The 24,519-nt window shown below is 62.4% G+C and carries 22 protein-coding genes; 13 read left to right on the plus strand and 9 right to left on the minus strand.

Annotated features, from left to right (window positions below):
- Positions 1 to 17 precede the first annotated feature (17 nt).
- From EEQ99_RS18080 to EEQ99_RS18110, 7 genes are all read right to left on the minus strand, one after another.
- Complete coding sequence (locus tag EEQ99_RS18080; protein ID WP_127430852.1) at positions 18 to 1,340, minus strand: NtaA/DmoA family FMN-dependent monooxygenase; 1,323 nt, start codon at positions 1,338 to 1,340, stop codon at positions 18 to 20.
- A 68-nt stretch (positions 1,341 to 1,408) separates the two neighbouring features.
- Entirely contained in the window at positions 1,409 to 3,073 is a 1,665-nt protein-coding gene (locus tag EEQ99_RS18085; RefSeq protein WP_210212242.1) for a dipeptide ABC transporter ATP-binding protein, read from the minus strand.
- Positions 3,070 to 3,942, minus strand: a complete 873-nt coding sequence (locus EEQ99_RS34910; protein ID WP_127430854.1) for an ABC transporter permease — start codon at positions 3,940 to 3,942, stop codon at positions 3,070 to 3,072. The genes EEQ99_RS18085 and EEQ99_RS34910 overlap by 4 nt, the downstream gene beginning before the upstream one ends.
- Positions 3,939 to 4,955, minus strand: coding sequence for an ABC transporter permease (locus EEQ99_RS18095; protein ID WP_127430855.1), 1,017 nt, complete (start codon positions 4,953 to 4,955; stop codon positions 3,939 to 3,941). Before EEQ99_RS18095 ends, EEQ99_RS34910 begins: the two co-directional genes overlap by 4 nt.
- Positions 4,956 to 5,017: 62 nt before the next feature.
- Complete coding sequence (locus EEQ99_RS18100) at positions 5,018 to 6,640, minus strand: ABC transporter substrate-binding protein (protein WP_127430856.1); 1,623 nt, start codon at positions 6,638 to 6,640, stop codon at positions 5,018 to 5,020.
- 41 nt (positions 6,641 to 6,681) lie between these two features.
- Positions 6,682 to 8,319, minus strand: coding sequence for an ABC transporter substrate-binding protein (locus EEQ99_RS18105; protein WP_127430857.1), 1,638 nt, complete (start codon positions 8,317 to 8,319; stop codon positions 6,682 to 6,684).
- 30 nt (positions 8,320 to 8,349) lie between these two features.
- Complete coding sequence (locus EEQ99_RS18110) at positions 8,350 to 9,351, minus strand: LLM class flavin-dependent oxidoreductase (protein ID WP_127430858.1); 1,002 nt, start codon at positions 9,349 to 9,351, stop codon at positions 8,350 to 8,352.
- Between the two features lie 230 nt (positions 9,352 to 9,581).
- On the opposite strand from EEQ99_RS18110, the gene EEQ99_RS18115 reads away from it, so the two are divergent.
- The 7 genes from EEQ99_RS18115 to EEQ99_RS18145 all read left to right on the plus strand — a co-directional run bounded on the left by EEQ99_RS18115 (position 9,582) and on the right by EEQ99_RS18145 (position 18,059).
- Complete coding sequence (locus EEQ99_RS18115; protein WP_127430859.1) at positions 9,582 to 10,208, plus strand: GNAT family N-acetyltransferase; 627 nt, start codon at positions 9,582 to 9,584, stop codon at positions 10,206 to 10,208.
- Between the two features lie 45 nt (positions 10,209 to 10,253).
- Entirely contained in the window at positions 10,254 to 11,237 is a 984-nt protein-coding gene (locus tag EEQ99_RS18120) for an LLM class flavin-dependent oxidoreductase (protein ID WP_127430860.1), read from the plus strand.
- A 16-nt stretch (positions 11,238 to 11,253) separates the two neighbouring features.
- The gene (locus EEQ99_RS18125) at positions 11,254 to 12,567 is read left to right on the plus strand and encodes an LLM class flavin-dependent oxidoreductase (protein WP_127430861.1); all 1,314 of its coding nucleotides are present in this window, start codon (positions 11,254 to 11,256) and stop codon (positions 12,565 to 12,567) included.
- Between the two features lie 330 nt (positions 12,568 to 12,897).
- The gene (locus EEQ99_RS18130) at positions 12,898 to 14,538 is read left to right on the plus strand and encodes an ABC transporter substrate-binding protein (RefSeq protein ID WP_244604817.1); all 1,641 of its coding nucleotides are present in this window, start codon (positions 12,898 to 12,900) and stop codon (positions 14,536 to 14,538) included.
- Position 14,539: 1 nt separating this feature from the next.
- Positions 14,540 to 15,469 carry an ABC transporter permease gene (locus tag EEQ99_RS18135; RefSeq protein WP_244604818.1) on the plus strand — a complete coding sequence of 310 codons (930 nt, stop codon included), beginning with the start codon at positions 14,540 to 14,542 and terminating at the stop codon, positions 15,467 to 15,469.
- Positions 15,466 to 16,341 (plus strand): ABC transporter permease, encoded by an 876-nt coding sequence (locus EEQ99_RS18140; protein WP_127430863.1) that lies wholly within the window; start codon positions 15,466 to 15,468, stop codon positions 16,339 to 16,341. The genes EEQ99_RS18135 and EEQ99_RS18140 overlap by 4 nt, the downstream gene beginning before the upstream one ends.
- Positions 16,341 to 18,059, plus strand: coding sequence for a dipeptide ABC transporter ATP-binding protein (locus tag EEQ99_RS18145; protein ID WP_127430864.1), 1,719 nt, complete (start codon positions 16,341 to 16,343; stop codon positions 18,057 to 18,059). The genes EEQ99_RS18140 and EEQ99_RS18145 overlap by 1 nt, the downstream gene beginning before the upstream one ends.
- Positions 18,060 to 18,085: 26 nt before the next feature.
- On the opposite strand, the gene EEQ99_RS35385 is transcribed toward EEQ99_RS18145, so the two are convergent.
- Together EEQ99_RS35385 and EEQ99_RS18150 are read right to left on the minus strand one after the other, a co-directional pair.
- Positions 18,086 to 18,217: a hypothetical protein gene (locus tag EEQ99_RS35385; RefSeq protein ID WP_280178090.1), complete on the minus strand. Its 132-nt coding sequence runs from the start codon at positions 18,215 to 18,217 to the stop codon at positions 18,086 to 18,088.
- A gap of 69 nt (positions 18,218 to 18,286) precedes the next feature.
- The gene (locus EEQ99_RS18150) at positions 18,287 to 19,333 is read right to left on the minus strand and encodes an isopenicillin N synthase family dioxygenase (RefSeq protein ID WP_174824468.1); all 1,047 of its coding nucleotides are present in this window, start codon (positions 19,331 to 19,333) and stop codon (positions 18,287 to 18,289) included.
- Between the two features lie 435 nt (positions 19,334 to 19,768).
- Between EEQ99_RS18150 and EEQ99_RS18155 the strand changes: the two genes are divergently transcribed.
- The 6 genes from EEQ99_RS18155 (at position 19,769) to EEQ99_RS18180 (ending at position 24,443) form a co-directional block, all read left to right on the plus strand.
- Entirely contained in the window at positions 19,769 to 20,077 is a 309-nt protein-coding gene (locus tag EEQ99_RS18155; RefSeq protein WP_127430866.1) for a hypothetical protein, read from the plus strand.
- 81 nt (positions 20,078 to 20,158) lie between these two features.
- The gene (locus tag EEQ99_RS18160; RefSeq protein WP_127430867.1) at positions 20,159 to 20,842 is read left to right on the plus strand and encodes a gamma-glutamylcyclotransferase; all 684 of its coding nucleotides are present in this window, start codon (positions 20,159 to 20,161) and stop codon (positions 20,840 to 20,842) included.
- A gap of 530 nt (positions 20,843 to 21,372) precedes the next feature.
- Complete coding sequence (locus EEQ99_RS18165) at positions 21,373 to 22,212, plus strand: transporter substrate-binding protein (RefSeq protein ID WP_127430868.1); 840 nt, start codon at positions 21,373 to 21,375, stop codon at positions 22,210 to 22,212.
- A 119-nt stretch (positions 22,213 to 22,331) separates the two neighbouring features.
- Entirely contained in the window at positions 22,332 to 22,994 is a 663-nt protein-coding gene (locus tag EEQ99_RS18170) for an amino acid ABC transporter permease (protein ID WP_127430869.1), read from the plus strand.
- 6 nt (positions 22,995 to 23,000) lie between these two features.
- The gene (locus tag EEQ99_RS18175; protein WP_027664855.1) at positions 23,001 to 23,660 is read left to right on the plus strand and encodes an amino acid ABC transporter permease; all 660 of its coding nucleotides are present in this window, start codon (positions 23,001 to 23,003) and stop codon (positions 23,658 to 23,660) included.
- Between the two features lie 12 nt (positions 23,661 to 23,672).
- Positions 23,673 to 24,443, plus strand: coding sequence for an amino acid ABC transporter ATP-binding protein (locus EEQ99_RS18180; protein ID WP_063474013.1), 771 nt, complete (start codon positions 23,673 to 23,675; stop codon positions 24,441 to 24,443).
- The last annotated feature ends 76 nt before the right edge of the window (positions 24,444 to 24,519 follow it).

A 24,519-nucleotide genomic window follows, 5' to 3' on the forward strand; every position in this document is an offset into this window, starting at 1 on the left:
CTGAGGCCGGCTTGCCGTCAGGCCGTTCGCGATGCCTCGACGACCGTCGGCGACGCAAGCGGCGGCAGCTCCAGATTGGAGCGGAAATCCTCTCCGACATAATCGGTGTCGATCAGTTGGCGGCGGCGGAGTTCGGGCAGCAGACCGTTCACCAGCAGGTCCTCCTGGTCGGGGTTGCCGAAGCCGTGCAGTGACAGGACATCGAGAACGCCTGACTGGACGCGCTCTTCGATCGCATCCGCCAGCTGCTCCGGCGTGCCGGCAACCGACCAGTGGCCGGTCTCCTGCGCCTGAATGATCAGTTCGCGCAGCGTCAGTCCCTGGCGCGCATAGCGGCGGAAGATCTCCACCCTCCCGCGCCGGCGGTTGATGCTGGTCACGTCAGGCAGCAATGTTTCCGGCAATGGCCTGTCCAGCGGCAGACCGGACAAGTCGAGATCGCCGCCCAGCATGTCGGCAAGCTTCAGGCGGCCCTGCTCATAGTCGATGCGCTCGTGTTTTTCCTTGAGCCGCCGCGCCACGTCGGCGTCGGACTCGCCGATCACCGAGTGGAAGGAATTCATGATGAAGGGCAGATTGTTTCCACGACCGAAACTCGCCGCGCGGCGGCGCAGATCGGTCGCGAAGGCAATGGCGTCCTCGAGCTTGGGCTGCGAGGTATAGACGACCTCTGCATAGCGCGCGCCCACCGTCACCCCGGCTTCGGATTGACCGGCCTGAAACTGGACGGGGCGGCGCTGCGGCAAGGGCGGCACGTTCAACGGGCCGGCGACGCTGAAATGCTTGCCGCGATAGTCGATGCGGTGGAACTTGGCCGGGTCGATGCCGATGGCTCCGGAACCCTTGCGCTGGGCTGCGTCCCGTTCATTGGCATCATAGAGCGCATTGACGATCTCGATGAATTCGGCAGCGCGCTCGTAACGTTCTTCCGGGCTCGGCAGCGTCTCTCCGAAATTCTCTTCGCCGACGGAGGACGTCACCGCGTTCCAACCGGTGCGGCCGCCGCTGGCGTGATCCAGCGTGCCGATCTGGCGCGCCAGATTGTAAGGGTGATGGAAGGTGGTCGAGACGGTGGCGATCAGGCCGATCTCAGATGTCGCCTGGCTGAGCGCCGCAAGCGCGATGATCGGCTCCTGGATGCCGGCCGTGCCGGCAAGGCCGGCTGGGTCGATATGCAAGAGATCGGCGGTGAACAGGCCCGTGATCTTCTCGGCCTCGGCTTTGCGGGCGAGCTCGACGGCACGCTTTGCACCGGCCGAAGGCGTGGCGTCATTCGATGCGAAGATGACGCTGCTGGCGCCGGTCAGGGTCTTCAGGCGACGTTTGCGGGTAGGGGTCATGACGGATTTCTCGCAGATTGAATTCATCTCTCCGGCAAGCGCTTGCCGGACGTTCTGGCAAGCGCCGCTCAGGCCAGCACCGGGACCGCATCCAGGAGGGCGCGGGTATAGCTGTGCTGCGGCGCGGAAAAGACGTGCTCGACGCCGCCCGCCTCGACGATCCGGCCATCCTTCATCACCAGCACCCGGTCGGTGAGATGATTGATGACGCCGAGATCATGCGAGATGAAGAGAAGCGCCGTACCGGAGGCGGCCTGGAGTTCGGCAAGCAGATCGAGAACCTGTGCCTGCACCGAAACGTCGAGAGCGCTGACCGGCTCGTCCGCCACCAGAAGCCGCGGCCGCGGCGCGAAGGCGCGGGCGATTGCCACCCGCTGGCGCTGGCCGCCGGAAAGCTCCCGCGGATGACGGTGGAGATAGGCCGAACCCAGGCGCACGGCATCCAGCACTTCGCGCACGCGCTCGCGGCGGGACGCGCCAAAGATACCGACGGAGTCGAGGCTCTCGCCGACGATCTTTTCGACCGTGTAACGCGGGTCGAAGGAACTCAAGGCATCCTGGGCGATCAATTGCATGCTGGCGCGCCGCAAGCGGCGTCGGGCCTCCGGAATATTGCTCCACTGCTCGCCATCGATGAACACCGTGCCGTCGTCCGGCTCGACCAGGCCGAGGACTATTTTCGCAACGGTGGTCTTGCCGGAGCCGGATTCGCCGACGATCCCCAGCGCCTCGCCGGCGGCAAGGTCGAACGACACGTCGTTGACGGCGAATGCGCCTCCGACCCCTCCATAACGCTTGAAGAGATTATGGGACGACAGGACGCGGTTCTGCTGGTCGATATGTTTAGCCGGCAGCGGAACGCGTAACCGCTCGACTGGTGCCGCAGGCACACACACAGTCTGTTGCTGGGAATCAGGCTCGCTTGGAGAAGACAGACGATAGCCCCGCGATCCGGCCGACGGCACCGCATCGAGCAATTGTCTCGTGTAGGGGTGTTCCGGACGGCTGAGGATCCGGCCCGGCGGTCCCTCCTCGACGATCCTGCCATTCTGCATCACCAGCACGCGGTCGGCCAGGCGTGAGACGACAGCGAGATCGTGGCTGATCAGCAGCAGCGTGTGCCCGGCCTTCCGGCGTTCGGCCAGGAGATCGAGGATTTGCTTTTGGACGGTGGTGTCGAGCGCCGTTGTCGGCTCATCGGCAATCAGCAGCGACGGCTGCCTGGCAATCGCCGTGGCGATGAGCGCGCGCTGGCGCAGCCCGCCGGACAATTGATGCGGATATTGCAGCAAGCGCCGTTCCGGATCGGGAATACCGACCGAGCGCAACAGCGCGTGGCTGTCCCGGCCGACATCCGGGCGCACGAAAAGGCCGCGCCTGCCGAAGGCATCCGACAATTGTTGGGAAATCCGCCGGAGCGGATCGAGCGACACCAGCGCATCCTGAAGAACGAAGCCGATCTTTTCGCCACGCAGGCGTCGCCAGTCCCTTTCACCGAAATTGAGGACGCTTTCACCATCGATGTCGAACCGGTCGGCACGCACAGTGGCGCCGACGCCGGAAAGCCCGATGAGCGAACGGGCCGTCACGGATTTACCGGAACCGGATTCTCCCACCAGCGCAACGGTCTCGCCCTTGTTGATGGTCAGGTCGATGCCATGGACGACGGCATTGGCGCCTTCGTTCTGGGGAAAGCCGATGGTGAGATTGTTGATGTGAACGACTGATGTCACGACTGCCTCCTGCCTTCGAAGGCCAATTGCCAGCGTTTTCCGAGAACGCTGATGGAAATGACCGTCAGCGTGATGGCAAGACCGGGCCACACCCCGATCCACCAGGCGACGCGAAGATAATTGCGGGCTTCGGCCAGCATTGCACCCCATTCCGGTGCCGGAGGCTGCGGCCCCATACCCAGAAAACTCAGGCCGGCGGCCTGGATGATCGTCGTGCCGAGGCCGATCGTCGCCAGAATGGGAACCTGGGCTATCGCATGCGGCAGGACATGGCGGATGACCAATACGCGCGGCGTCAGCCCGAATGTTTTGGCCTGTTCGACATAGCCGCTTTTGGCGATCACGAAGGTCTGGGCGCGCACCACCCTTGCGAAACGGGGCACCGATGCCACGCCGAGCGCGAAGATCAGGTTGACGGTGCCCGGACCGGTGAAAGAGATCAGCACCAGCGCGAGCAGCAGATCCGGAAACGAGGAAACGACGTCCAGGAAGCGCGAAATCGCCTCGTCGACGAGACCGCGGGCAAGGCCCGAGAGAAGGCCGAGCAGAGAGCCGATGACGGCGGCGATGGCAACCGCGCTCACCCCGATCAGAATGGAATAACGGGCGCCATGCACGACACGGGAAAAGACATCCCTGCCGAGATGATCGGTGCCGAACCAATGGTCGATGGAAGGCGGCAGCTGCGCCTGCAAGGGATCGGCGGCGATCGGATCGGCCGCGGTCAGGATATGCGGCCAGACGGTTGCAACCGCTACCAGCAACAAGAAAAGCGAGGATAGGACGACGCCTGGTCGGGACAAGGCTGCGCGGAGCAGGCGGACGGTTCGGCCTCTCTCTTGCTCCGGCACTGTGGAGGAAACACTCATCGGCCTGTCTCCCTGGCGTCATCGCGCAGGCGAGGGTCGAGCAGCAGATAGAGAACATCGACCAGCGTGCTCAGCACGACGTAGATGAATGCGGAAAGCACGGCGACCGCCAGCACGACCGGCAGGTCGTGCGCCAGAACGGCGTTGACCGTGATCCGCCCAAGGCCCGGCCGGCCGAACACCGCCTCGGTGATGACGGCGCCGGACAGCAGGTTGCCGATCAGCCAGCCCGTCAGCGTGACGGCGGGTAAAGCGGCGTGCCGCAGGCCGTGCCGCAGCCGCAGCACGAGGTCGCCGGCACCCCAGCTGCGAACGGTCAGAGCGAACGGCTCTTCCAACGCCCGCTCCAGCCCCTCACGCAGGACCTGGCCGATGACGGCGCCGAGAGAGAGGCCGAGCGACAGGGCCGGCAGCACCAGTGCGGAAAGATCCCGGTCGCCGGAGACGGGAAAGAGCTTCAGCGTGAAGGAGAAGATGAACAGCAGCAGGATCCCGAGCCAGAAGGTTGGCGTGGAGATCAGAATGAGTTCGATCCCGCCGGCGATGCTGCGAGGCAGGCGCTTACCGGCGGTCAGGACGGCGCTCGCGACCGCAAATACCACCGCAACCACGAGGGCGGCCGCCGTCAGTTTCAAGGTCGGCAGCATCTGCGACAGGACCAGGCCGGAAACGTCGGTCTGCAGGATGTAGGAGCGTCCGAAATCGCCGTGCAGGATGCGCGAGAGATAGGAGAAATATTGCGTCAGCAGCGGCTCATCCAGACCCCACTCGGCGCGGATGGCGGCTTCCACATCAGGCGTTCGCAGCTGTTCGCCGATCAGAAGGCTGACAATATCGCCGGGGGCGAGCTGAAGACTGATGAAGCTCAGGCTGACGGCCGCCCACAGAACCAGGATACCGGAGCCGAGCCGGGCCAGGATCTGCGACCTCAGGCTGTTGCGCTTCAGCCGGCGTCGCCGCGCGAAAAAGGCGGCAGGCGCTTCGCCCAGGACGGTCGTGTTATCGGCAGTCATTGTCTGTCGCTCCTGCATTGACCCTGCGGCCACGGCCGCAGGGTTGCGTTGACGGGACTGATTTATTCGCTGCGCCAGATGTCGTAGGCGCTTTCAGGCAGCTGCTTGAAGGCGCGGAAGGTGATGCCCTTCACATAATCGGCTGCCGCGACCTGATCCTCGGGCTCGTACAGCGGCAGGGCATAGGCCTGGTCGAGAATGGCGAAGCGCTGCAGGCCGGCATAGAGTTCGAAGCGCTTCTTGTTATCGAGGGTCGAGGCGGCTTCGTTTAGCCACTGCGCCAGCTCAGGCGCGGCCGCGCGGCTGTAATTGATGGTGCCGCCCTTATCCAGCGGCAGGTAGTGATATTCGATGTCGATGGCATCGGTCGGGGTGTTGGAATTGGCGATCGAGCCAAACTGACCGGTTTTGCGCCGGTCCGTATAGGTGCCCGCATCCACGAAGACGATGGCGAGATCGATGCCCGCGTTCTGACGCGCCTGTGCCTGCAGCGCCTGCAGCAGCACGTCACGCTGGTCGCGCACGGTGGCCTGGGCCTGGACCACCTCGATGGTCAGCCGCTTGCCGTCCTTCGTGCGGAAACCGTCCGCATCGCGGGCTGTCCAGCCTGCTTCGTCCAGGAGCCGGTTGGCGAGCTTCGGATCGGCGCCGTAAACCTTTTCGATGCTCTTGTCGTAGAACTGCGGATCGATCGGGGAGGTGATGCCCCAGGCCCGCGTGCGCTCGCCGCGATAGACGGCTTTCAGCACGGCATCCACATCGATGGACGCGACCAGCGCTTTTCGCACGTTGATATCCTGGGTCGGCCCCCAGGTGACGTTGAGGAAGAGCGAATAGGGCGTGCCGGTGTTCAATGCGGTCTGATAGCTGAAATCGGCATTTTCCTTGAACAGCGCCGCATCATTGCCGGAGATGCCTTCGATCACGTCCACCTGGCCTGAGGTGAGCGCTCCGGCCCGCACCGAGGATTCCGGCAGGAAACGATAGGTCACTTCGTCGAGATAGGCCGGCCCCTGATGAGCGGCAACTTTCGGCGCCCAGTTATAGGAGGGGTTTTTGGCGAACTGGATTTCCTGGCCCTTGGCGTAACGCTTCAGGATGAAGGGTCCGGTGCCAGCGATTTCAGGTCCTCCGGACTTCAGCTGCGAAGAGGCGAAAGCGGAAGGAGACAGGATTTCCAGGCTGGCGACATAGTCGAGGAAAGGAGCATAGACTTGGCTGAGCGTGAAGGAGACGGTATCGTCGCCGACGGCCTTCACTTCCGCGATGCGCGAGACCGGACCGGCGCTGACACTGCCGGAATAGGCCGCGTCCTTGAGCTTGGTGAAATTCGTCACGACGGCTTCAGCGTTCAGTTTCTGGCCGTCGGTGAAGGTGACGTCATTGCGCAGCTTGAACGTGTAGGTCTTGCCGTCCTCGGAAATCTTGTACTCGGTTGCCAGCCACGGGACATATCCACCCTCGGCCGTTCGGGCGAGCAGGGATTCATAGGCGTTGCGCAGCAGAAGCTTGGTCTTGTCCTGGCCGTTCAGTTGCGGGTTGAGCGTGGCGGGCTCCGTTTCGACGCCCCATGTCAGCTTGCCGCCGCTGACAGGTTTGGCGTCCTCAGCAATGGAAAGAGCCGGCAGCATGGAGGCCGCAAGCACGGCTGCGGTCACGGTCAGGAACTGTCTGCGGATAAGCATTTCGAATTTCGTCTCCCTTTTGAAAGCTGACGCAGGTCGGCTCATGCCGCCTGCTGCAGCCAGATGTCGTATGCATTTTCAGGAAGCCGCTTGAACGGCCGGAAGCCGACGCCCTTCACCGCGATGGAGGCGGCGATCTGATCATCAGGCACATAGAGCGGCAGGCCGAGCGCTTGATCGAGCAGCGCAAAGCGCTGCAGTTGCGCGTAGATCTCGAAGCGCTTCTTGGCATCGAGCGTCGAAGCCGCTTCAGCTAGCCAGGCGGAAATTTCAGGCGCTTCGGTTCGGCTGTAATTGATCGATCCGCCCTTGGCGCGCGGCAGATAGTGGAAATAAATGGTGACGCCGTTTTCCTGCGTCGTGGTCGAATTGGGGATGATGCCGTACTGTCCATCCTTCTGACGGTTCGTATAGGTCCCGGCATCGACATATTGCAGGGCAAGATCGATGCCTGCGTTCTGGCGGGCCTGTGCCTGGACGGCCTGGAGCAGGATGTCGCGCTGGTCGCGCAGCGTCGCCTGGGACTGCACGATCTCGATGGTCAGGCGCTTGCCGTCCTTCGTGCGGAAACCGTCGGCGTCCCTTGCGGTCCAGCCTGCCTCGTCGAGAAGGCTGTTGGCGAGCCCAGTATCGAAGCCGTAACGGCCCTCGATGCTCTTGTCGTAGAAATCCGTGTCGGCGGGCGTGAGAATGCCCCAGGCACGCTTGCGCTCGCCGCGATAGACCGAGGCGATCACCCGCTCCACGTCGACAGCCGCCAACACCGCCTTGCGCACTCTGACGTCGGTGGTCGGGCCGACCGTCACGTTCAGGAAGAGCGTGTAGGGCGTTCCGGTATTGATGGCGCTTTGATAGGTGAAATCCGGATTGTCCTTGAACAAGGCGGCGTCATTGCCGGCTATGCCTTCGATGACATGCACCTGTCCGGAGGTCAGCGCGCCCGTTCGCACAGCCGACTCCGACAGGAAACGGTAGATCACCTCGTCGAGATAAGCAGGTCCCTGATGGGCCGCGTTATCAGGAGCCCAATTATAGGCAGGATTCCTCTTGAAGCGGATTTCCTGGCCCTTGATATAGCGATCGAGAATGAAGGGGCCGGTGCCTGCGATATCAGGGCCGCCCGACTTCAGCTGCGAGGATGAAAATGATTTCGGCGACAGGATCTCTATGCCGGCGGCGCCGTCGAGGAAGGGCGAATAGACGTCGTTAAGCTGCAGCACCACCGTGTGGGAATCGACTGCAACCGCTTCCAAGACATGCGAAACATGACCGGCACTGATGCTGCCGGAATAGGTCGGCTCTTTCAGCTTGGTGAAATTGAGGGCCACGGCGGCCGCATCGAGCTTTTCGCCGTCGCTGAAGGTCACGTCGTCGCGAAGGGTGAAGGTGTAGGTCTTGCCATCCTCGGAGACCGAATAGCTCTTCGCCAGCCACGGCACGTAACCGCCATCCGGCGTGCGGGCCAGCAATGTTTCATAGGCATTTCGCAGGATCAGCTTCGCCTTCGCCTGGCCGTTCAGGTGCGGATTGAGCGTGCTCGGTTCCGTTTCCACACCCCAGCTCAGCGAGCCGCCGCTCGCCGGCAGATCCTTGGCCTCTGTCGTGGAAGGCCGCAATCCCGCCGTCAGGGAGAGTGCCGCGATGCCGGTGCCGGCTAGAAAATCTCGTCTTGTTACCACGGTGATGGCCCCCGATTTGTTGTCCGATGGTCAGGCGGCGATGGCTGCGCGCCCGCCGGCCAGGAGTTCGATCGTTTTCAGGCGCTGCGCGCCATCCGAGAGCGGGCAGTCGATGATGAATTCGTCGATGCCATAGGTCTTGTGCAGCTGCTGCAGCTCATCATGGACGCTCGACGGCGTGCCGCGAATGAGCCGCGGGCTTCGCTCCTCGATCTGGTATTGCGTCTTGCCCGACTGGCGCACATATTCACGCGCCTGGTCCTCGCTGCCGACATTCACCGCCTGGCCGCCTTCGACCTCGACCCGGAACCGGCGCGTCTCGCCGCCGATGCTTTCGGCAGCCGCATTCGTTTCCGCGATGATGACGCTGACGGCCAACAGGACCGATGTGCCGCCGGCGTTTCGGTAAGCCGCCAATGCTTCGGTAATCGCGCTCGCATCACCATGGATATGGGCTGCATAGACGAAGCCCCATCCAAGGCGAGCCGCCAGCGTTGCGCTATCCGCACTTGCGCCGAGCAGAAAGCGGCCGGGCGGCTGGTCCGGCACCGGAAAGGCGACAGGACTTTCAGTCTGCGATTGGCCGGCATCTCCGTGGCGCAAGAAACCGTCCAGTTCGGTCAGTTGTTCTGGGAAGGACGGTTTGCGGTCGAGGTCGTAGGCCTGCTGCAGGGCGCGTGTCGACAGAGGCAGGCCACCGGGCGCCTTGCCGACGCCGAGGTCGACCCGGCCCGGCGCGAGAGCGGCAAGCAGGTTGAAATTTTCCGCGACCTTGTAGGCACTGTAATGCTGGAGCATGACGCCGCCGGAACCGATGCGGATGCGGCTCGTGCGGGCCAGCAGGAAGGAGATCAACACCTCGGGCGACGAGCTCGCAAGGCTGGGCGAGTTATGATGCTCGGCCACCCAGAACCGCCGATAGCCCAGCTCCTCGGCCCTTTTGGCCAGGTCCAGGCTACGCTGCAGCGCCGCCGCTGCCCGTTCCGGGCCATGGATCGGACTTTTATCGAGAAAGCTGAGGGCGTATGACATATCTGCTCCCGACCCGACGGGTCGATTAAAACATGTAATCTATATTTTTAGTGATCTATCAAATCGAGCAATGATCTTTTAATATTCGGCGGCAAACGCAACAATCATGCCGTGCAAACCGATCCTTCGATCAGGCATGCTGACGATGTTAGGCGCGCGTCGGACGACCTTCAGGCCATTTTTCTGAAGCCGCATCCGGAAGCGAGCAGACCTTCATCGGAGGCGTGTTCATGACTGATATAGTTGTCCGGTCGTCATTGCTGGACCCTGCTGCCCAGCCCCTGATCGATGGGCTGGTCAGCGAATATGACGGGAGATACGGAGCCGCGAGCCGCCCCGGTGGGGCGCGGGCGGAAATCTTCCGTTATCCCGTTTCGCTGTTTTCCCATCCGCTCGGAGATTTCCTGCTGCTGCAGCGGGATGGTCAAACCGTTGCCGGCGGCGCCTTCATGAGCCATGACGATGAGACGGCCGAAATGAAGCGGATCTGGACGCATCCGCATCTCAGGCGTCAGGGCCTGGCCCGCGCCATCGTTCTGGCGCTCGAGGAAAGTGCCGCCCGGCTTGGTTACACCAGATCCTATCTTTCGACCGGCTTCCGCCAGCCGGAGGCGGTCGCCCTTTATCTGTCGCTCGGCTACCGCCCGCTCTTCGATACATCAGCCGATCCCTCGCTCTACCGTTCCTTGCCTTTCGAAAAACATATCGGCGAAAGGGCCGGGCAGGTGGGAACAACGCCGATCTATCCGCCCGCAGCCTCCTTCGAAGAGGCGACTGCGCGGGTCACGGCACTGAAAACAGGACAGGAAGCGAAGATCAGGGACCGGCTGGCAAGCCACGACGCCTCCGCCGCATGACGATGCGAGCGCGATGACCAATCTACCATTCCAACGGAAAAGATCATGACGCTTCCCCATGGACTTCAAGTCGGCGTCGGCGTTGATGTCGCCGCATACCCGCTCGACAGCCACACCTCCCAGCGCGACCTTTGGCGGACCCTGGTTTCTCGTCTCGACGAGGTGGTCGAATTCATCACTTTGGAGGACGGTTTCGCCGCGGCCGGCGGTGACGGACTGGATGCCATTCTGCTTGCCAACTGGCTGGCGCCGCACAGCCGCAAGATCGGCATCCTCGCCGGCGCCCCGATCAATTTTCTCGAGCCTTTCCACGTTTCGACCGCAGTGGCGACCCTCGACTATGTCAGCGAAGGCCGGGCCGGGCTTTTCGCCCAGCAGCTGCGCGGCGATCGTGTTCTGCAGGCAAAGCAGGCGATCGGCACACTCGGTGGTTTTCCAGTGACAGATGGGCCGGCGATAGACGGGCCGGCCCTGGAACAGGATGCAACGGACGCGGTCGAGGTCATCCGTCGCCTGTGGGACAGCTGGGAAGAAGACGCTATCATCCGCGACCGGGAAAGCTTTCGCTTTTTGGACGGCGCCAAGCTTCACTACATCAATTTCGAGAGCGCAGGGTTTAAAGTCCTCGGACCGTCCATCACACCACGTCCGCCGCAGGGCCAGCCGGTCGTGGCCGCCGTCCGGACCGAGGCTGGCGACGCCTCGGCCACGGCCGATATCGTCTTCATCGGTTCCGATCTGCGCGATCTTCCCGCCGGCCCGAAAGCTCAAACCTTCTTTGTCGATCTCGACATCGATCCTGCGCCGTCTTCCGTCGCCGAATTAATCGCTGCAGTCGGCCGGATCGCAACATCCGGCGCCAATGGCATCCGCCTGATCGTGCGCGATCCCAGGCAACTCGATCACCTCGTCGATACGCTCCTTCCGGCGCTCGGCGAGGCATCGCTCTTGCGAAAGCCGGGAAGCGGGACGCTTCGAGAACGCCTCGGCCTGCCCGCCGCCATCAATCGCTACACCTCTGCTGCATGAGCGGAAAGGACCGTCCATGACCAAGAAACAGGTTATCCTGGGAGCCCAGTTTCCCGGCGTCAACAACTTCACAGTCTGGAGCGATCCGGCGGCAGGAAGCCAGATCGAGTTTTCGTCGTTCAGGCATTTTGCCGAAACCGTGGAGCGCGGAAAATTCGACTTCATCTTTCTGGCGGAAGGCCTGCGGGTCCGCGAGCAGGATGGCCGCTTCCATGAGCTCGATGTCGCCGGTCGCCCGAATACGCTGGCGATTCTGACGGCGCTTGCATCGATCACAGATCATGTCGGCCTGATCGGCACCCTGACCACGACCTTCAACGAACCCTATCCACTCGCGCGGCAACTGGCGACGCTCGATATTCTCTCCGGCGGACGCGCCGGCTGGAATGTCGTCACTTCGCCGGGCGCATTTACCGGCGCGAATTTCCGCCGCGGCGATCACCTGCCGCACCGCGAGCGCTACGAGCGCGCCCGGGAATTCATCGAAGCCGCGCGCAAGCTGTGGACCGGCGGTGATCTGGCCGCCAATTCCAGGCATTTCGACATCGCTGCCCGATCGGCATTGGCGCCGCTTCCACAAGGCGCCCCGGTGATCGCGCAGGCGGGAGATTCCGACGAGGGGCGCGAGCTTGCCGCCAGCCATGCCGACCTGATCTATTCCCGCCACGGCTCGCTCGAAGCCGGTCAGGTCTTCTATGCCGATGTGAAGCGGCGTCTGACGAAATACGGTCGAAACCCGAACGCGCTGAAGATCCTGCCCGGCGCCAATTTCGTGATCGGCGACACCCAGGCGGATGCGCAGGAGAAGCTGAGAGCAATTCGTCTTCAGCAGGTCAGCCCCAGGAATGCGATCGTCTTTCTGGAGCAGGTCTGGAACAGGGACCTGTCGAATTATGATCCGGAGGGACCTTTGCCGGATATCGAGCCGGATATTTCCGAGGAGCGACTGGCACAGGGACGCGCCAACAATCAGGACGTCGCCGGCAGGCTGGAAACGGCGCGTGTGTGGCGTGAACTGGCCGAGCGCGACAAGCTCAGCATTCGCCAGTTGATCATTCACGTCACCGGCCGGCAGCATTTCGTCGGTACGCCTGATGAAATCGCCACCGAGATCAACCGCTATGTGCAGGCGGACGCGGCCGACGGATTTGTCTTCGCACCGCATCTGACGCCCGGCGGCTTCGACGAATTTGTCGAACGGGTCGTACCGATCCTCCAGGAAAGAGGCGTCTACCGGACCGACTACGGCGAGAGCACATTGCGGTCCAACCTCGGACTGCCGGATCCGGCCGCGCAATATTCGACACCGCATCTTGCCGCCGCCGTTTAGCGCCTACGCGCTTGTCTCACGTCCAGCGAGCACCGATGGGCGCGCAAAGAGCCGATCGCCAGGGACTGTGGCGATTTCGATCACCTCGTAGATCTCTAAGCTGACGACGGCGAAGGTCGGAACCCGCCATGCCGCATCAAGAAGCCGTTTTTTCCCGAGCTCGCCGAGAAGATTTTTGCGGAACGGATTTTTTCATCCGCGGGCGCAAATGAACCAGAATGCCTTTAGTCCATAAATTTAATAGACAATATATGCTAACGCCTGATTGTTCATCGACACTTGAACAGCCGCCGGGCCAGACCTGAAGCATCACCAACTCCGGGACCAGATATGACCGTAAAGACTTTCAAGACATTCCCTAGACGAAATCGCATTGCTTTTGCCCTGACATTTCCCCTTCTGACATTTTCCCTTCTGGCATCTGCAGGCCCGCAAGCGCATGCGGCCGAGAGCGCAAAGCCGGTGGAGGGCGGCACGCTGACCGTTGGGCTGGCCACGGACACGGCGATCATAGATCCGTCGATTACCGGCAGCTCGATTACCGCCGTCATCAGCCGAAACCTCGTCGATTCCCTCGTCGGGCAAGCCGAGGACAATAGTTTCGCGCCGTGGCTGGCCGAACGCTGGGAGATCAACGGCGACAACACCTTCTATACGTTTCATCTCAGGCAGGGCGTGACCTTCAGCGACGGCACGCCGCTCGATGCCGCGGCGGTCAAGTACAATTTCGACCGGATCCTCGATCCGAAGACGACGTCGAGCTACGCAAAATCGCTGCTCGGCCCGATCGACAAGATCGAGGCGGTCGATGCCGGCACACTCGTCATCCACTATAGCAAGCCTTTCGCGCCGCTGCTTCAGGGGTTGAGCCTGCCCTATCTCGGAATCCAGTCGCCGACCTATCTGCAGAAGGCGACGAGCACGACCAATACGGTTGTCGGCTCCGGTCCCTATATTCTCGAAAGCTTCGTCAAGGGCAGTGGCAGCAAGCTCACGCGCCGCGCCGACTACAATTGGGGGCCGGGTTATGCCAAGCATACCGGCCCGGCCCATTTCAACGGCATCGACTTCAAATATCTGCCGGAATCATCGGTTCGCCTCGGCGCCCTGGCAAGCGGCCAGGTTCAGGCGATCGACGAAGTTCCGCCCGCCAATTACCGCTCCGTGCGGGGCGATGACAAGCTTCAGGTCGTGACCAGGGAGAATCCCGGCGTCAACAGTTCCTATTTCCTCAACACCTCCAAGGAGCCTTTCCAGGACGTCAAGGTCCGTCAGGCCTTCCAGAGCGCCGTGAATGGGGCGGCGGCGGTAAAGGCCGCCTATCTCGGCACGCTCAAGCCGGCCGACAACATCCTCGGGCCGTCGACGCTCTATTACGATGGCGGCGTCGCCGGCACCTGGGGCTTCGATCTCGCCAAGGCGAACAAGCTGCTCGACGAGGCCGGTTGGACGAAAAAAGATGCCGAGGGATTTCGCACGAAGGACGGCCGGCGCCTTACCGTGCATTATGTCTATGACAGCGCGTCCGTCGGCGCATCGAATGTGACCCTTGCGCAGGCGGTGCAATATCAGGTCCGCCAGGCCGGCTTCGATTTCCAGCTCGATCCGGTCGACGCCGGCGGCTACACCGCCCGGGCCAACAGCAATGATTACGATCTGGTCTCCTTCTACTTTGTCCGAGCGGAACCGGACATATTGCGCACGGTGTTCCATTCGGCCTATGCGCCGCCGAACGGATCCGATTACGTGCGCGTCAACAGCCTCGATGAGAAGCTGAGCAAGGCCATCGGTGCGAGCGATGCGGAACGGAAGCAACTCTATGGCGAGATCCAGTCGGAAATCGTCGGACAGGCCTATGCGGTCCCGCTCTTTGTCGCCGCCTACCAGCTCGGGGCGTCGAAGAAGCTTCACGGCATCAGCTGGGCAACAAACGCAAAGCCGCTGTTCTATGATGCCTGGCTCGAGCCGTAATTTGATCCGCGCCGGGTTGAAGCGGCTCGGTGTCGTCGTTGCGGTGCTCTGGGGCGCCGCAACGATCGCCTTTGTCGCCGTAAAACTTATTCCCGGCGATCCCGTCTCGGTGCTGTCGGGCGGCGAGAACGTGGTCGACGCGGCTGAACGCGCCGTGCTGACGCAGCAATACGGTTTGGATCAGCCGCTCTACGTTCAATATGCGCGCTACGTGCTCAATGCCCTGACCGGCGATTTCGGTGAAAGCTATCAATATCGCCAGCCGGTTACAGAGCTCATCTACGAGGCGGCCGGGCCGACATTGCAGCTCGCCGGCAGTGCGATTTTCATCGCCTTGATCCTGTCCTTGAGCATTGCGCTGGCTACCGCCGGCCGGCGCAAGGGGATCGCTATTGCCATCTCCGGCATCGAACTGGTCCTGCTCAGCACGCCCGTCTACTGGATCGGCATCGTGCTGCTGTCGGTCTTCAGTTTCCGACTGCAATGGTTTCCGGTGACGGGCAATGCCGGCTTTTCCGCGCTGGTCCTGCCGGCCATTGCGCTCAGCCTGCCGCTGGCGGCACTGCTGACCCAGGTGCTGCGGGATGGCCTGGAGGAGGCGCTGCTTCAGCCCTTTTCGCTGACGGTTCGCACGCGTGGCGTCGGCGAGACGGCTCTCCGGCTGCGGCACGGCCTGCGCCATGCGGCACTTGCTGCTTCTACTTTGACGGGAACGCTGTTTGCAAGCACGCTTGGCGGCTCGATCCTCACCGAGACCGTGTTCGGCCGTTCCGGCATCGGGCAGATCACCCTGCAGGCCATCAAGACCCGCGACATGCCGCTCGTCCTGGGGCTGGTGATGCTGTCCGCCTTCGTCTTCGTCATCATCAACCTTCTGGTCGATGCCCTCTATCTGCTGATCGATCCGCGCCTGCGAAGGAGGGCAGCATGAGCAGTACGGAATTGTTCGATACGGTGCTGCGCGACCGCACGGCTCTCGGTTCTCGTCGCAGGCATCCCTGGCGCGCGCCGGGGCTGCTGCTGCCGCTTGCCGCGGTCGTCGTCCTCGCCTTTGCCGTCTGGGTGCCGCAATGGTTTACGGCGTTCGATCCGGACGCGATCGACACCAATGCCATCTTGGAAGCGCCAAGCGGCATTCACTGGTTTGGAACCGATGAACTGGGACGCGATCTCTTTTCCCGCATCGTCTACGGAACATCGCAGTCGCTGACGATCGGGATCGGGGCCACGGTGATCGCCTGTTTCGGCGGCGTCATTCTGGGGACGGCTGCAGCCCTGTCGCCGAAGCCGATGAGCCGGCTTCTGGTCCGGGTGATCGACATTCTCCTGGCGTTTCCGGAAATATTGCTGGCGCTGCTGGTGATCGCCGTGCTCGGGCGAGGACCGCTCAACACCCTGCTGGCCGTTGGCCTCTCCTCCATCGCCGGTTACGCCCGCCTGATCCGCTCGCAAGTCCTGCAGGTCAAGCTCTCCGGCTATGTCGAGCATGCCGTGGCGCTTGGTGAACATCCCTGGACGATCATTATCGAGCATATCGTGCCGAACGCCGTCCGGCCGCTGGTCATCCTTGCGACGATCGGCGTCGGCGCCTCGGTACTGACCGCCTCGGCGCTGAGTTTTCTCGGCCTCGGTGTCGTGCCGCCTGCCGCCGAATGGGGAGCGCTCTTGGCGAACGGCCGCAATTTCATCGATATCGCTCCCTGGACAAGTCTGCTGCCGGCCACCGTGGTCGCAGTCTCGGTGATTTCGATCACCCTTGTCGCCAGGCGATTGCAGACGCTTCTGGCGCGGGGTGATGCCTGATGAACATACGACCCGGTCCGCGCCCGCCCATCTTTGCCTCGCCCAGCCCACCGCTCCTCGAGATCGATGGGTTGCATGTCGCCTTCGACACGCCACAGGGCGTCGTCGAGGCCGTTTCGGATCTTTCCCTGCGGATCGCGCCGGGCGAGATCCTCGCGCTGGTCGGCGAGTCCGGATCGGGGAAATCGGTGACGGCGCGCACGCTGGTCGGTCTTGCCGGCCCGTATGCGCATGTCCAGGCCCGCAGGATGGTGCTGGCGGGACATGACGGCCGGCCGCTCGATCTGCTGCGGCAGTCGCAGAAGGCCTGGCAAAGTATCCGCGGCCGCGAGATCGGCTTCGTGCTGCAGGACGCCTTGGTTTCCCTCAACCCGCTGCGCATGGTCGGGCGCGAGATCGCCGAGCCGTTGCTTGCGCATCGGCTCGTGGCGCGATCGCAGGTGGCCGCGCGCGTCGGCGAACTTCTGACGCGCGTCGGCATTGCCGAGCCGGAATTGCGCGCCGCCCAGTATCCGCATGAGCTTTCCGGCGGGCTTCGGCAGCGAGCCCTCATCGCATCGGCGCTTGCGGGCGAGCCGCGTCTGCTGATCGCCGACGAACCGACCACGGCACTCGACGCGACCGTCCAACAGCAGGTTCTATCGGTCTTCAAGGGTCTGGCGAACGCAGGCTTCGGCGTTCTTCTGATCACCCATGATCTTGCCGTTGCGGCGCAATTGGCCGATCGTGTGGCGGTCATGCAGAATGGCCGTCTCGTTGAATCAGGCCCGGCGCAAGACGTGCTCTCCGCCCCGCAGCACGCCTATACCCGCCGCCTGCTGGCTGCGGTACCCACAGGCGCCACGCGCGGCCGGCGCCTGAGTGCGCCCGATGCCGCGCCGGTCTATAGCCGCGCGCCGGTCGATGGAGAGCCGCTGCTGCAGGTCCGCAATGTCTCCGTCAGCTTCCGGCGTCCCGACGGCAGTCTCCTGGAGGCGGTCAGGGACGTGTCGCTGCAGATCGGCCATGGAGAAACGCTGGGCATTGTCGGCGAATCCGGCTCCGGCAAGACGACACTCGGCAAGATCGCGCTCGCGCTGCGCAGCCCGAAGTGCGGCGACGTGCTCTTTGATGGGCGCCCCTGGAGTGCGCTGACCGAAGCCGCCCGCCGGCCGGCGCGAGCCGGCATCCAGACGATCAGTCAAGATCCTTTGAGTTCATTCGATCCGCGTTTCACCGTCGAGCGCATCATAGAACAGCCGCTACGGCTGCTCGGCAGGCTCGACAAGGTGGCGCGCCGGCGGAAGGTGGCGGAACTGATCGAGATGGTCGGCCTCGCGCCGGCATTGCTCGCCCGCCGCCCGACCGCGCTTTCCGGCGGGCAGCGTCAACGCGTCTCGATTGCGCAGGCGCTCGCCGCAGAACCAAAGCTTTTGATCTGCGACGAGCCGGTTTCTGCGCTGGATGTGACGACCCAGGCGCAGGTATTGGATCTGCTGGGCGATCTGCAGCAGCGGCTGGGGCTTTCGATGATATTCATCTCGCATGATCTGGGTGTCGTCCAGCATATGAGCCACCGGATCGCCGTCATGAAAGATGGGGTGATCGTCGAAAGCGGATCGGTGGAGCAGGTGTTCGACCATCCGCAGCATCCCTACACGCGCTCGCTCATCGCCTCCGTCCCGAATTTGGCGGCGCATCAGGCACATTTTTGGTCGAATTCCCGGGCCGCTCCTTAGAGCGAAGGCAGGTCGGCGAAGACACTTCAGTGCGCCGATGGTGCCGGCCCGCCATCCTGGTGGACGATGATATTCCTGCCGAAGGGATTGAGCGCGACGAGGCCGAACATGGCCGCAAGCAGGATCACGGTTATGATCGAAGACGTATTCAGCTTCATGGGCGGCCCCCGCGCCGGATGTGTCGATTCCAGCGTGCTTCGGTGAACGCCGGATGGTCAAGGTCTATGTTACCGCCCGTCCAAAAGGTCCGCATGATGCTCGCGCGCCACGTCGGGATGCGAGCGCAGCCGCGATTTCAGCACGTTGCGGCCCACCTCGCGGAACAAAGGATTGAGAGGATCCTGCGTCACGCCCCGCACCTCTGCAAGAAGCGCTGGCGGCAAGTCGAGAACAGGGATGGTCGCAGCCAGATTCGCGCCGAGGAAAAACGGAATGGATAGCCTGTCGCCGCCGGCCGGCGGGGTGACGACGCGATGGATATTGGCCTTGAGGTAACCGTTGGAGGCGAGTTCCAAGAGCTCTCCGACATTGACGACAAAGGTGCCGCGGATCGGCGGCGCGTCGATCCAGCCGCCTTCGCCGTCGTCCACCTGCAGGCCGCCAATGACGTCCTGCAGCAAGATGGTGACGAAGCCGCCATCCTTGTGGGCGCCGACGCCCTGGTCGCTCTCAGTCTGATCGCGACCGGGGTACCGCACGATCTTCAGAAGCTGGTTCGGACCATTGGCGTAGATCGGTGCGAAGACATCAGGGCTCTGGCCGAGCGCCTCGGAAAATGCCTGGAGCACCTTCAGGCCGACGGCGGTCACCTCTTCGATCCATTCGAGCACGGCCGCACGCATGTGCGGAAGCGCCGAGGGGAATTGGTTCGGGCCGAACAGCCGCTTCCATGGAGGATCGCCCGGGCCGATCTCCAGCCTCCGACGTTCAGGACCGAAATCGACCTGTTCCCGCCAATCCTGCTTGCCGCGCGTATATTCGAAACCGGCTCTGTTATAGCCGCGGAAGTGCGGCGACTTGCGCATCTCGATTTCCAGCTTCTGCTCTTCCGGCAGCGAGAAGAAACGGCGTGCGAGTTCGCTCAGATCGTCGATCCGCCGCTGCGGAATGCCGTGTCCGGTGAGATAGAAGAATCCGAGTGTCCGGCTGACGTCACGAAGCTCGGCCAGCGCTTGTTCCCGTTCCGGGTGATCGGATGCAAAACGCCCGAGGTCGAGTATCGGAAGCGTTCTTGCTGCAGCGGTCACGGCATTATCCTTCTTGCTGAAACTCATGTCGGGGTAGGGGGACGGCACGCGTTGCCGCGACCGGCAATAATGTCTCAAGCTGCGGGACGATATTCAAAGGGGCCAGATGCAATAATTCGGCGATCGGAGAAAACGCATTTTATTTTTCCAGCAAATTTGTAGATTATTCGCCTGCCACCACCGCAATTTCCGCGCGCCCAGGGACGCCGCCCGTCGCCGGTTTCGTCACCTGCCGGGAGAAGGATAGTTTTCTGCACTACGCCTCAATCCTGAATTGCCATTTCTTTAATCCATTAGTTTTGTAGACAATAGTGATTTCAACGAAAGGACGATCAATGCCGGTTCTCGAACGCGTTGGAATGACAGCCAGTTTCAATCCTCCATCCCGAACATTGCCGCTTGCCGAGATGTTCAGGGATCGGCACGGGTCGAAGCCGGCTATTCGGTCATGCGGCGGGCGACATGGCCGATAGCGATATCGAAGACGCGCTGCTTGCCGACGGTCCTCGTGACGCGACGCCGCGGGATCGCCGCCGCGAGATGGTCGATAAGATCGTTCTGACGCTTGGGGAATTTATCAGCGGCCTCGACGGACGGGACGAGCGGTCCCGGGCCTCGGTCGGGCAGTTGATGGCCATCCTGCAGACCATGACGGACAGCATTGCGTCGGCCGATGACAAGACATTCACCGCCATCATGAGGGAGGCTGCGCTGTTGATGCGAACCCTGAAGGAACGGCAGACCTATTTCAGCAAATACACTATTCACTAGATGCGGGCGATCTCCCAAACCGATCTGCTGACGGAAGGCGCCTTTGCCGGGCGAAATTCGGGCCGGCATCGTGGAAGCGCGATGGCCCTGACCGACGAGCTTGTCTCGCTCAGCCTGCGGCTGGAGGTAGATCCCGGACCGGATCCCAGCCGGCTCCCGCTGAGCGACGGGCAGTTGGAAAACCTTGCGGAACGTCTGCACCGCGAGTCGCTCGGCAGGCCGCTCTGGGTATTTGCCTACGGTTCGCTGATCTGGAAGCCGGATTTCGATGCGGTGGAATGGCGGCGTGCCGGCGCCCGAGGCTGGCACCGGTCCTTCTGCCTGCATATGACGCGCTGGCGCGCGACGGAGGTCCAGCCCGGCCTGATGATGGCGCTCGATCAAGGCGGGCAATGCAATGGTGTTGCCTTCAGGCTCGCCGAGCAGGACCGCCTCGGCCAAATCCGCCGCATGATCCGCAGGGAAGTCGGCACCCTGGACGATTCATCTTCCGTCCGCTGGATTACCGTCGAAACGCGGGAAGGGCCGTTGCGCGCCCTGGTATTCTGGGCCGGGCCGAAAGGAGAACGTGTCCTGCGCAGGCTGCCATTGGCGACAGTCGCCGGGATCCTGGCACGCGCTTGCGGCCATATGGGATCCTGCGCCGAATATCTCTATCTCACCGTCAAGCATCTCGAAGAGAAGGGCATTCGCGACCGCAATCTCTGGCGGCTTCAGGCATTGGTCGCCGACGAGATCAGGCGCATCCACGGCCTTGCTGCATAATGGCCGTGGCCGATGCGCTGCGTCGGCCAGCCAATCCACAAGCTGGGCTTTGTTATCCGCATTTTGCCCCTTCGATCGAGCGGAAGCGCGAATTCTACCGTGTCGCCGAGTCCGCTCAACGTGCCTCGCCAGCGGCAGCGGCGTGCACGCATCGGGGCAGGGCGGAGCCTCGGGGCCAGGCTCGATTCTGCCGCGACATATGGCGAGAAGCCGCCAGGCAGTCGGATCATGAGGCGCCGGCTCCGAGGGCTGCATCTTCCACCTCGCTCACCGGGACCATCCTCAACCCACCGAAAATGAGGCCCGCCAACGACCGCCAAGTCGCTGGCGGCAAGGGCATGACGGGGAACCTCTGAAACAAGAGGGAAATGCTGCACTGCCGAAAAAACCGCCACGCGCGCCACTGCGCGTTTTTTCAGCATGCCCCATTGACAATTCACCCCTGATGGCACTTGATAAGCCAATCCAATAAAATAGACACATGTCCGGTATATTGGATTAATGAGAAACTTCCTATCAAGGGGAACGCCATGACCATTTCCTTTCGCACCGGCGTGATGTCGCTGATCGCCGCCGCCCTGTTGTCCACGCCTGCGCTGGCCGAAGGCAGCAAGCTCGATGAAGTGCTGGCCCGCGGCCACCTCGTCCTCGGCACGGGCAGCACCAATGCGCCCTGGCACTTCAAAAGCGCCGACGACAAGCTTCAGGGCTTCGACGTCGACATGGGCCATATCATCGCCAAGGCTCTCTTCGGCGATCCTGAGAAGATCGAGTATGTGAACCAGTCCTCCGACGCCCGCATCCCGAACATCACCACTGACAAGGTCGACATCACCTGCCAGTTCATGACCGTTACCGGCGAGCGCGCCCAGCAGGTTGCCTTCACCATTCCTTATTATCGCGAAGGCGTGGGCCTGATGCTGAAAGCGGACGGAAAATATGCCGATTACGCCGCCCTCAAGGCAGCCGGCTCCTCCGTCACCATTTCCGTCCTTCAGAACGTCTATGCCGAGGCCATGGTGCATGCGGCCTTGCCGGAAGCGACCGTCGACCAGTACGAATCCGTCGACCTGATCTACCAGGCGCTGGAGTCGGGACGTGCCGATGCAGTCGCCACGGACCAGTCGTCGCTCGCCTGGTACATGACGCAGAATCCGGGCCGCTATAAGGATGCCGGCTACGGCTGGAACCCGCAGACCTATGCCTGCGCCGTCAAGCGCGGCGATCAGGATTGGCTGAACTTCGTCAACACCGCCCTGCACGAAGCCATGACCGGCGTTGAATTCGACTTTTACGCCAAGTCCTTCAAGACCTGGTTCGGCAAGGATCTGGCGCCGCCGCAGATCGGCTTTCCCGTCGAGTTTAAGTAACAGCCATGCGGAGCGGGACTTGTCTCCCGCTCCGCTCGACTAAAGAATGAGAGCATGATGTCGTCCGAAAACTGCTCACACTTTTCGGCATCATGCTTTGGTCTGAAAGGGCGGCCCGTATGGGTTACACTTTGAATTTCGCTGCCGTCTGGCGCAATTTCGATTTTCTTTTGAGCGGGCTTGCGCTCAGTCTCGGCCTCGCGGTGATCTCGATCCTGATCGGAGCCGTGATCGGTCTCGTCGTGGCCTTCGCGCTGACGTCCAAAAGCCGCTTTGCGGTCGTGCCGGCCCGGGTCTATGTCACGGTCATTCGCAACCTGCCGATTCTCGTCCTGGTGCTTTTCGCCTTTTTCGCGCTGCCGCAGATGGGCGTGCGCCTCGACAAGATAAAAAGCTTCGTCCTGGTTCTATCCCTCTATTCCGGCGCCTATCTGGCCGAAGTGTTCCGCGCCGGGCTGCTGTCGATTCCAAGAGGCCTGACGGAAGCGGGCCTTGCCATCGGTCTGACGGGGATGCAGATCCGCAGCTCCATCATCGCGCCCCTAATGCTGCGCAACGTGCTGCCATCGCTGTCTTCGACGATCATCTCGCTCTTCAAGGACACCTCGCTTGCCGCCGCCATCGCCGTGCCGGAACTGACCTTTGCCGCCCGCAAGATCAACGTCGAGAGTTTCCGCGTCATCGAAACCTGGATGGTCACATCGGCCCTTTATGTCGCGACCTGTTTCCTCATCGCCGCCGTCATGCGCTTCGTCGAGCGCCGTCTGGCGCTGCCGAGATAGACCCTGATGTCCCACACCTTTCTCGAACAACTCTGGATCGCCCGCTACGTCATCATGAACGGCATCGGCGTGACCGTGTCGATCTCTCTGCTGGCCATCCTCGCGGGGTCCGTGCTCGGCGTTTTCGTCGGCTTGGCGCTCGTCTATGGCGGCGTCATTTTGCGTCTGGCCGTGCGTGCCTATACCGATATCATCCGCGGCACGCCGGTGCTCGTGCTGGTGCTGGCGAGCTATTATGTCTCCGCCGCCGTCGGTCTCGATCTCGGGCCGTTCTCGGCAGGCGTGCTCGCCCTTGCTATCTTCTGCTCCTCCCATGTCGGCGAAATCGTCCGTGGAGCGCTTCAGGCGATCCCGAAGGGACAAACCGAAGCCGCCAAGGCGATCGGCCTGACCTTTACCCAGACCTTCACCTCGGTGCTGTGGCCGCAGGCCATGCGCCAGTGCCTGCCGGCCTGGGTGAATACGGCGGCCGAGATGGTGAAGGCCTCGACGCTGCTCTCCGTCATCGGCGTCGCGGAGCTTCTCCTGCGTACGCAGGAAATCATCTCCCGCAATTTCATGAGCCTCCAGTTCTATTTCCTGGCCGGTGGTCTCTATTTCATCATCAACTATGGCATCGAGCACTTCGGCAAATATGTCGAGCGCAAGACCGCCCTGCCGTCCTGAGGAGTTCCCCCGATGGCCAAGACCATTCTCGACATCAAGGGTCTGCGCAAGACTTACGGCATCCACGAAGTCCTCAAAGGCGTCGATTGCGCCGTGGAGGAAGGCGAAGTCATTTCCATCATCGGCTCGTCCGGCTCCGGAAAGACCACCCTGCTGCGCTGCATCAACATGCTGGAGGAATTCCAGGGCGGCACGATCAGCCTCGATGGCGAGGAGATCGGCTACCGCGCGGAAGGGACAACGCGACGACGCAAGAGCGAGAAGGAGATTGCACGACAGCGCGCGCTGACCGGCATGGCGTTTCAGCAGTTCAATCTCTTCCCGCATATGAGCGCCGCCGAAAACGTCATGCTAGGCCTCGTCAAGGTCAAGAAAATGACGAAGCCGGACGCTCGCGCCATCGCGGAGAAATGGCTCGATCGTGTCGGCCTTGCCGCCCGCGCGAACCATTATCCCGGACAGCTTTCCGGCGGCCAACAGCAGCGTGTCGCGATCGCCCGCGCCATCGCCATGTCGCCCAGGCTGATGCTGTTCGATGAGGTGACCTCGGCACTCGATCCGGAACTGGTGGGCGAAGTGCTGCAGGTCATCAAGGGGCTTGCCGCCGACGGCATGACCATGCTGCTCGTCACCCATGAGATGCGCTTTGCCTATGACGTTTCGTCACGCGTCATCTTCATGAACCAGGGCGTCATCTGCGAGGAAGGCAATCCGAAGGAGATGTTCGTGCATCCGAAGACCGAACGGCTGGCGGAATTCCTCAAGACCTCGAGTTTCAACTAGAGCAATTCCAGCAAAAGTGCGAAGCGGTTTTGCGCCCGGAATTGCGTGAAAACAAAGAGATAGAGCATTTCCATGA

Origin of the sequence: Rhizobium anhuiense (assembly GCF_003985145.1) — a bacterium.
Classification (GTDB): Bacteria; Pseudomonadota; Alphaproteobacteria; order Rhizobiales; family Rhizobiaceae; genus Rhizobium; species Rhizobium anhuiense.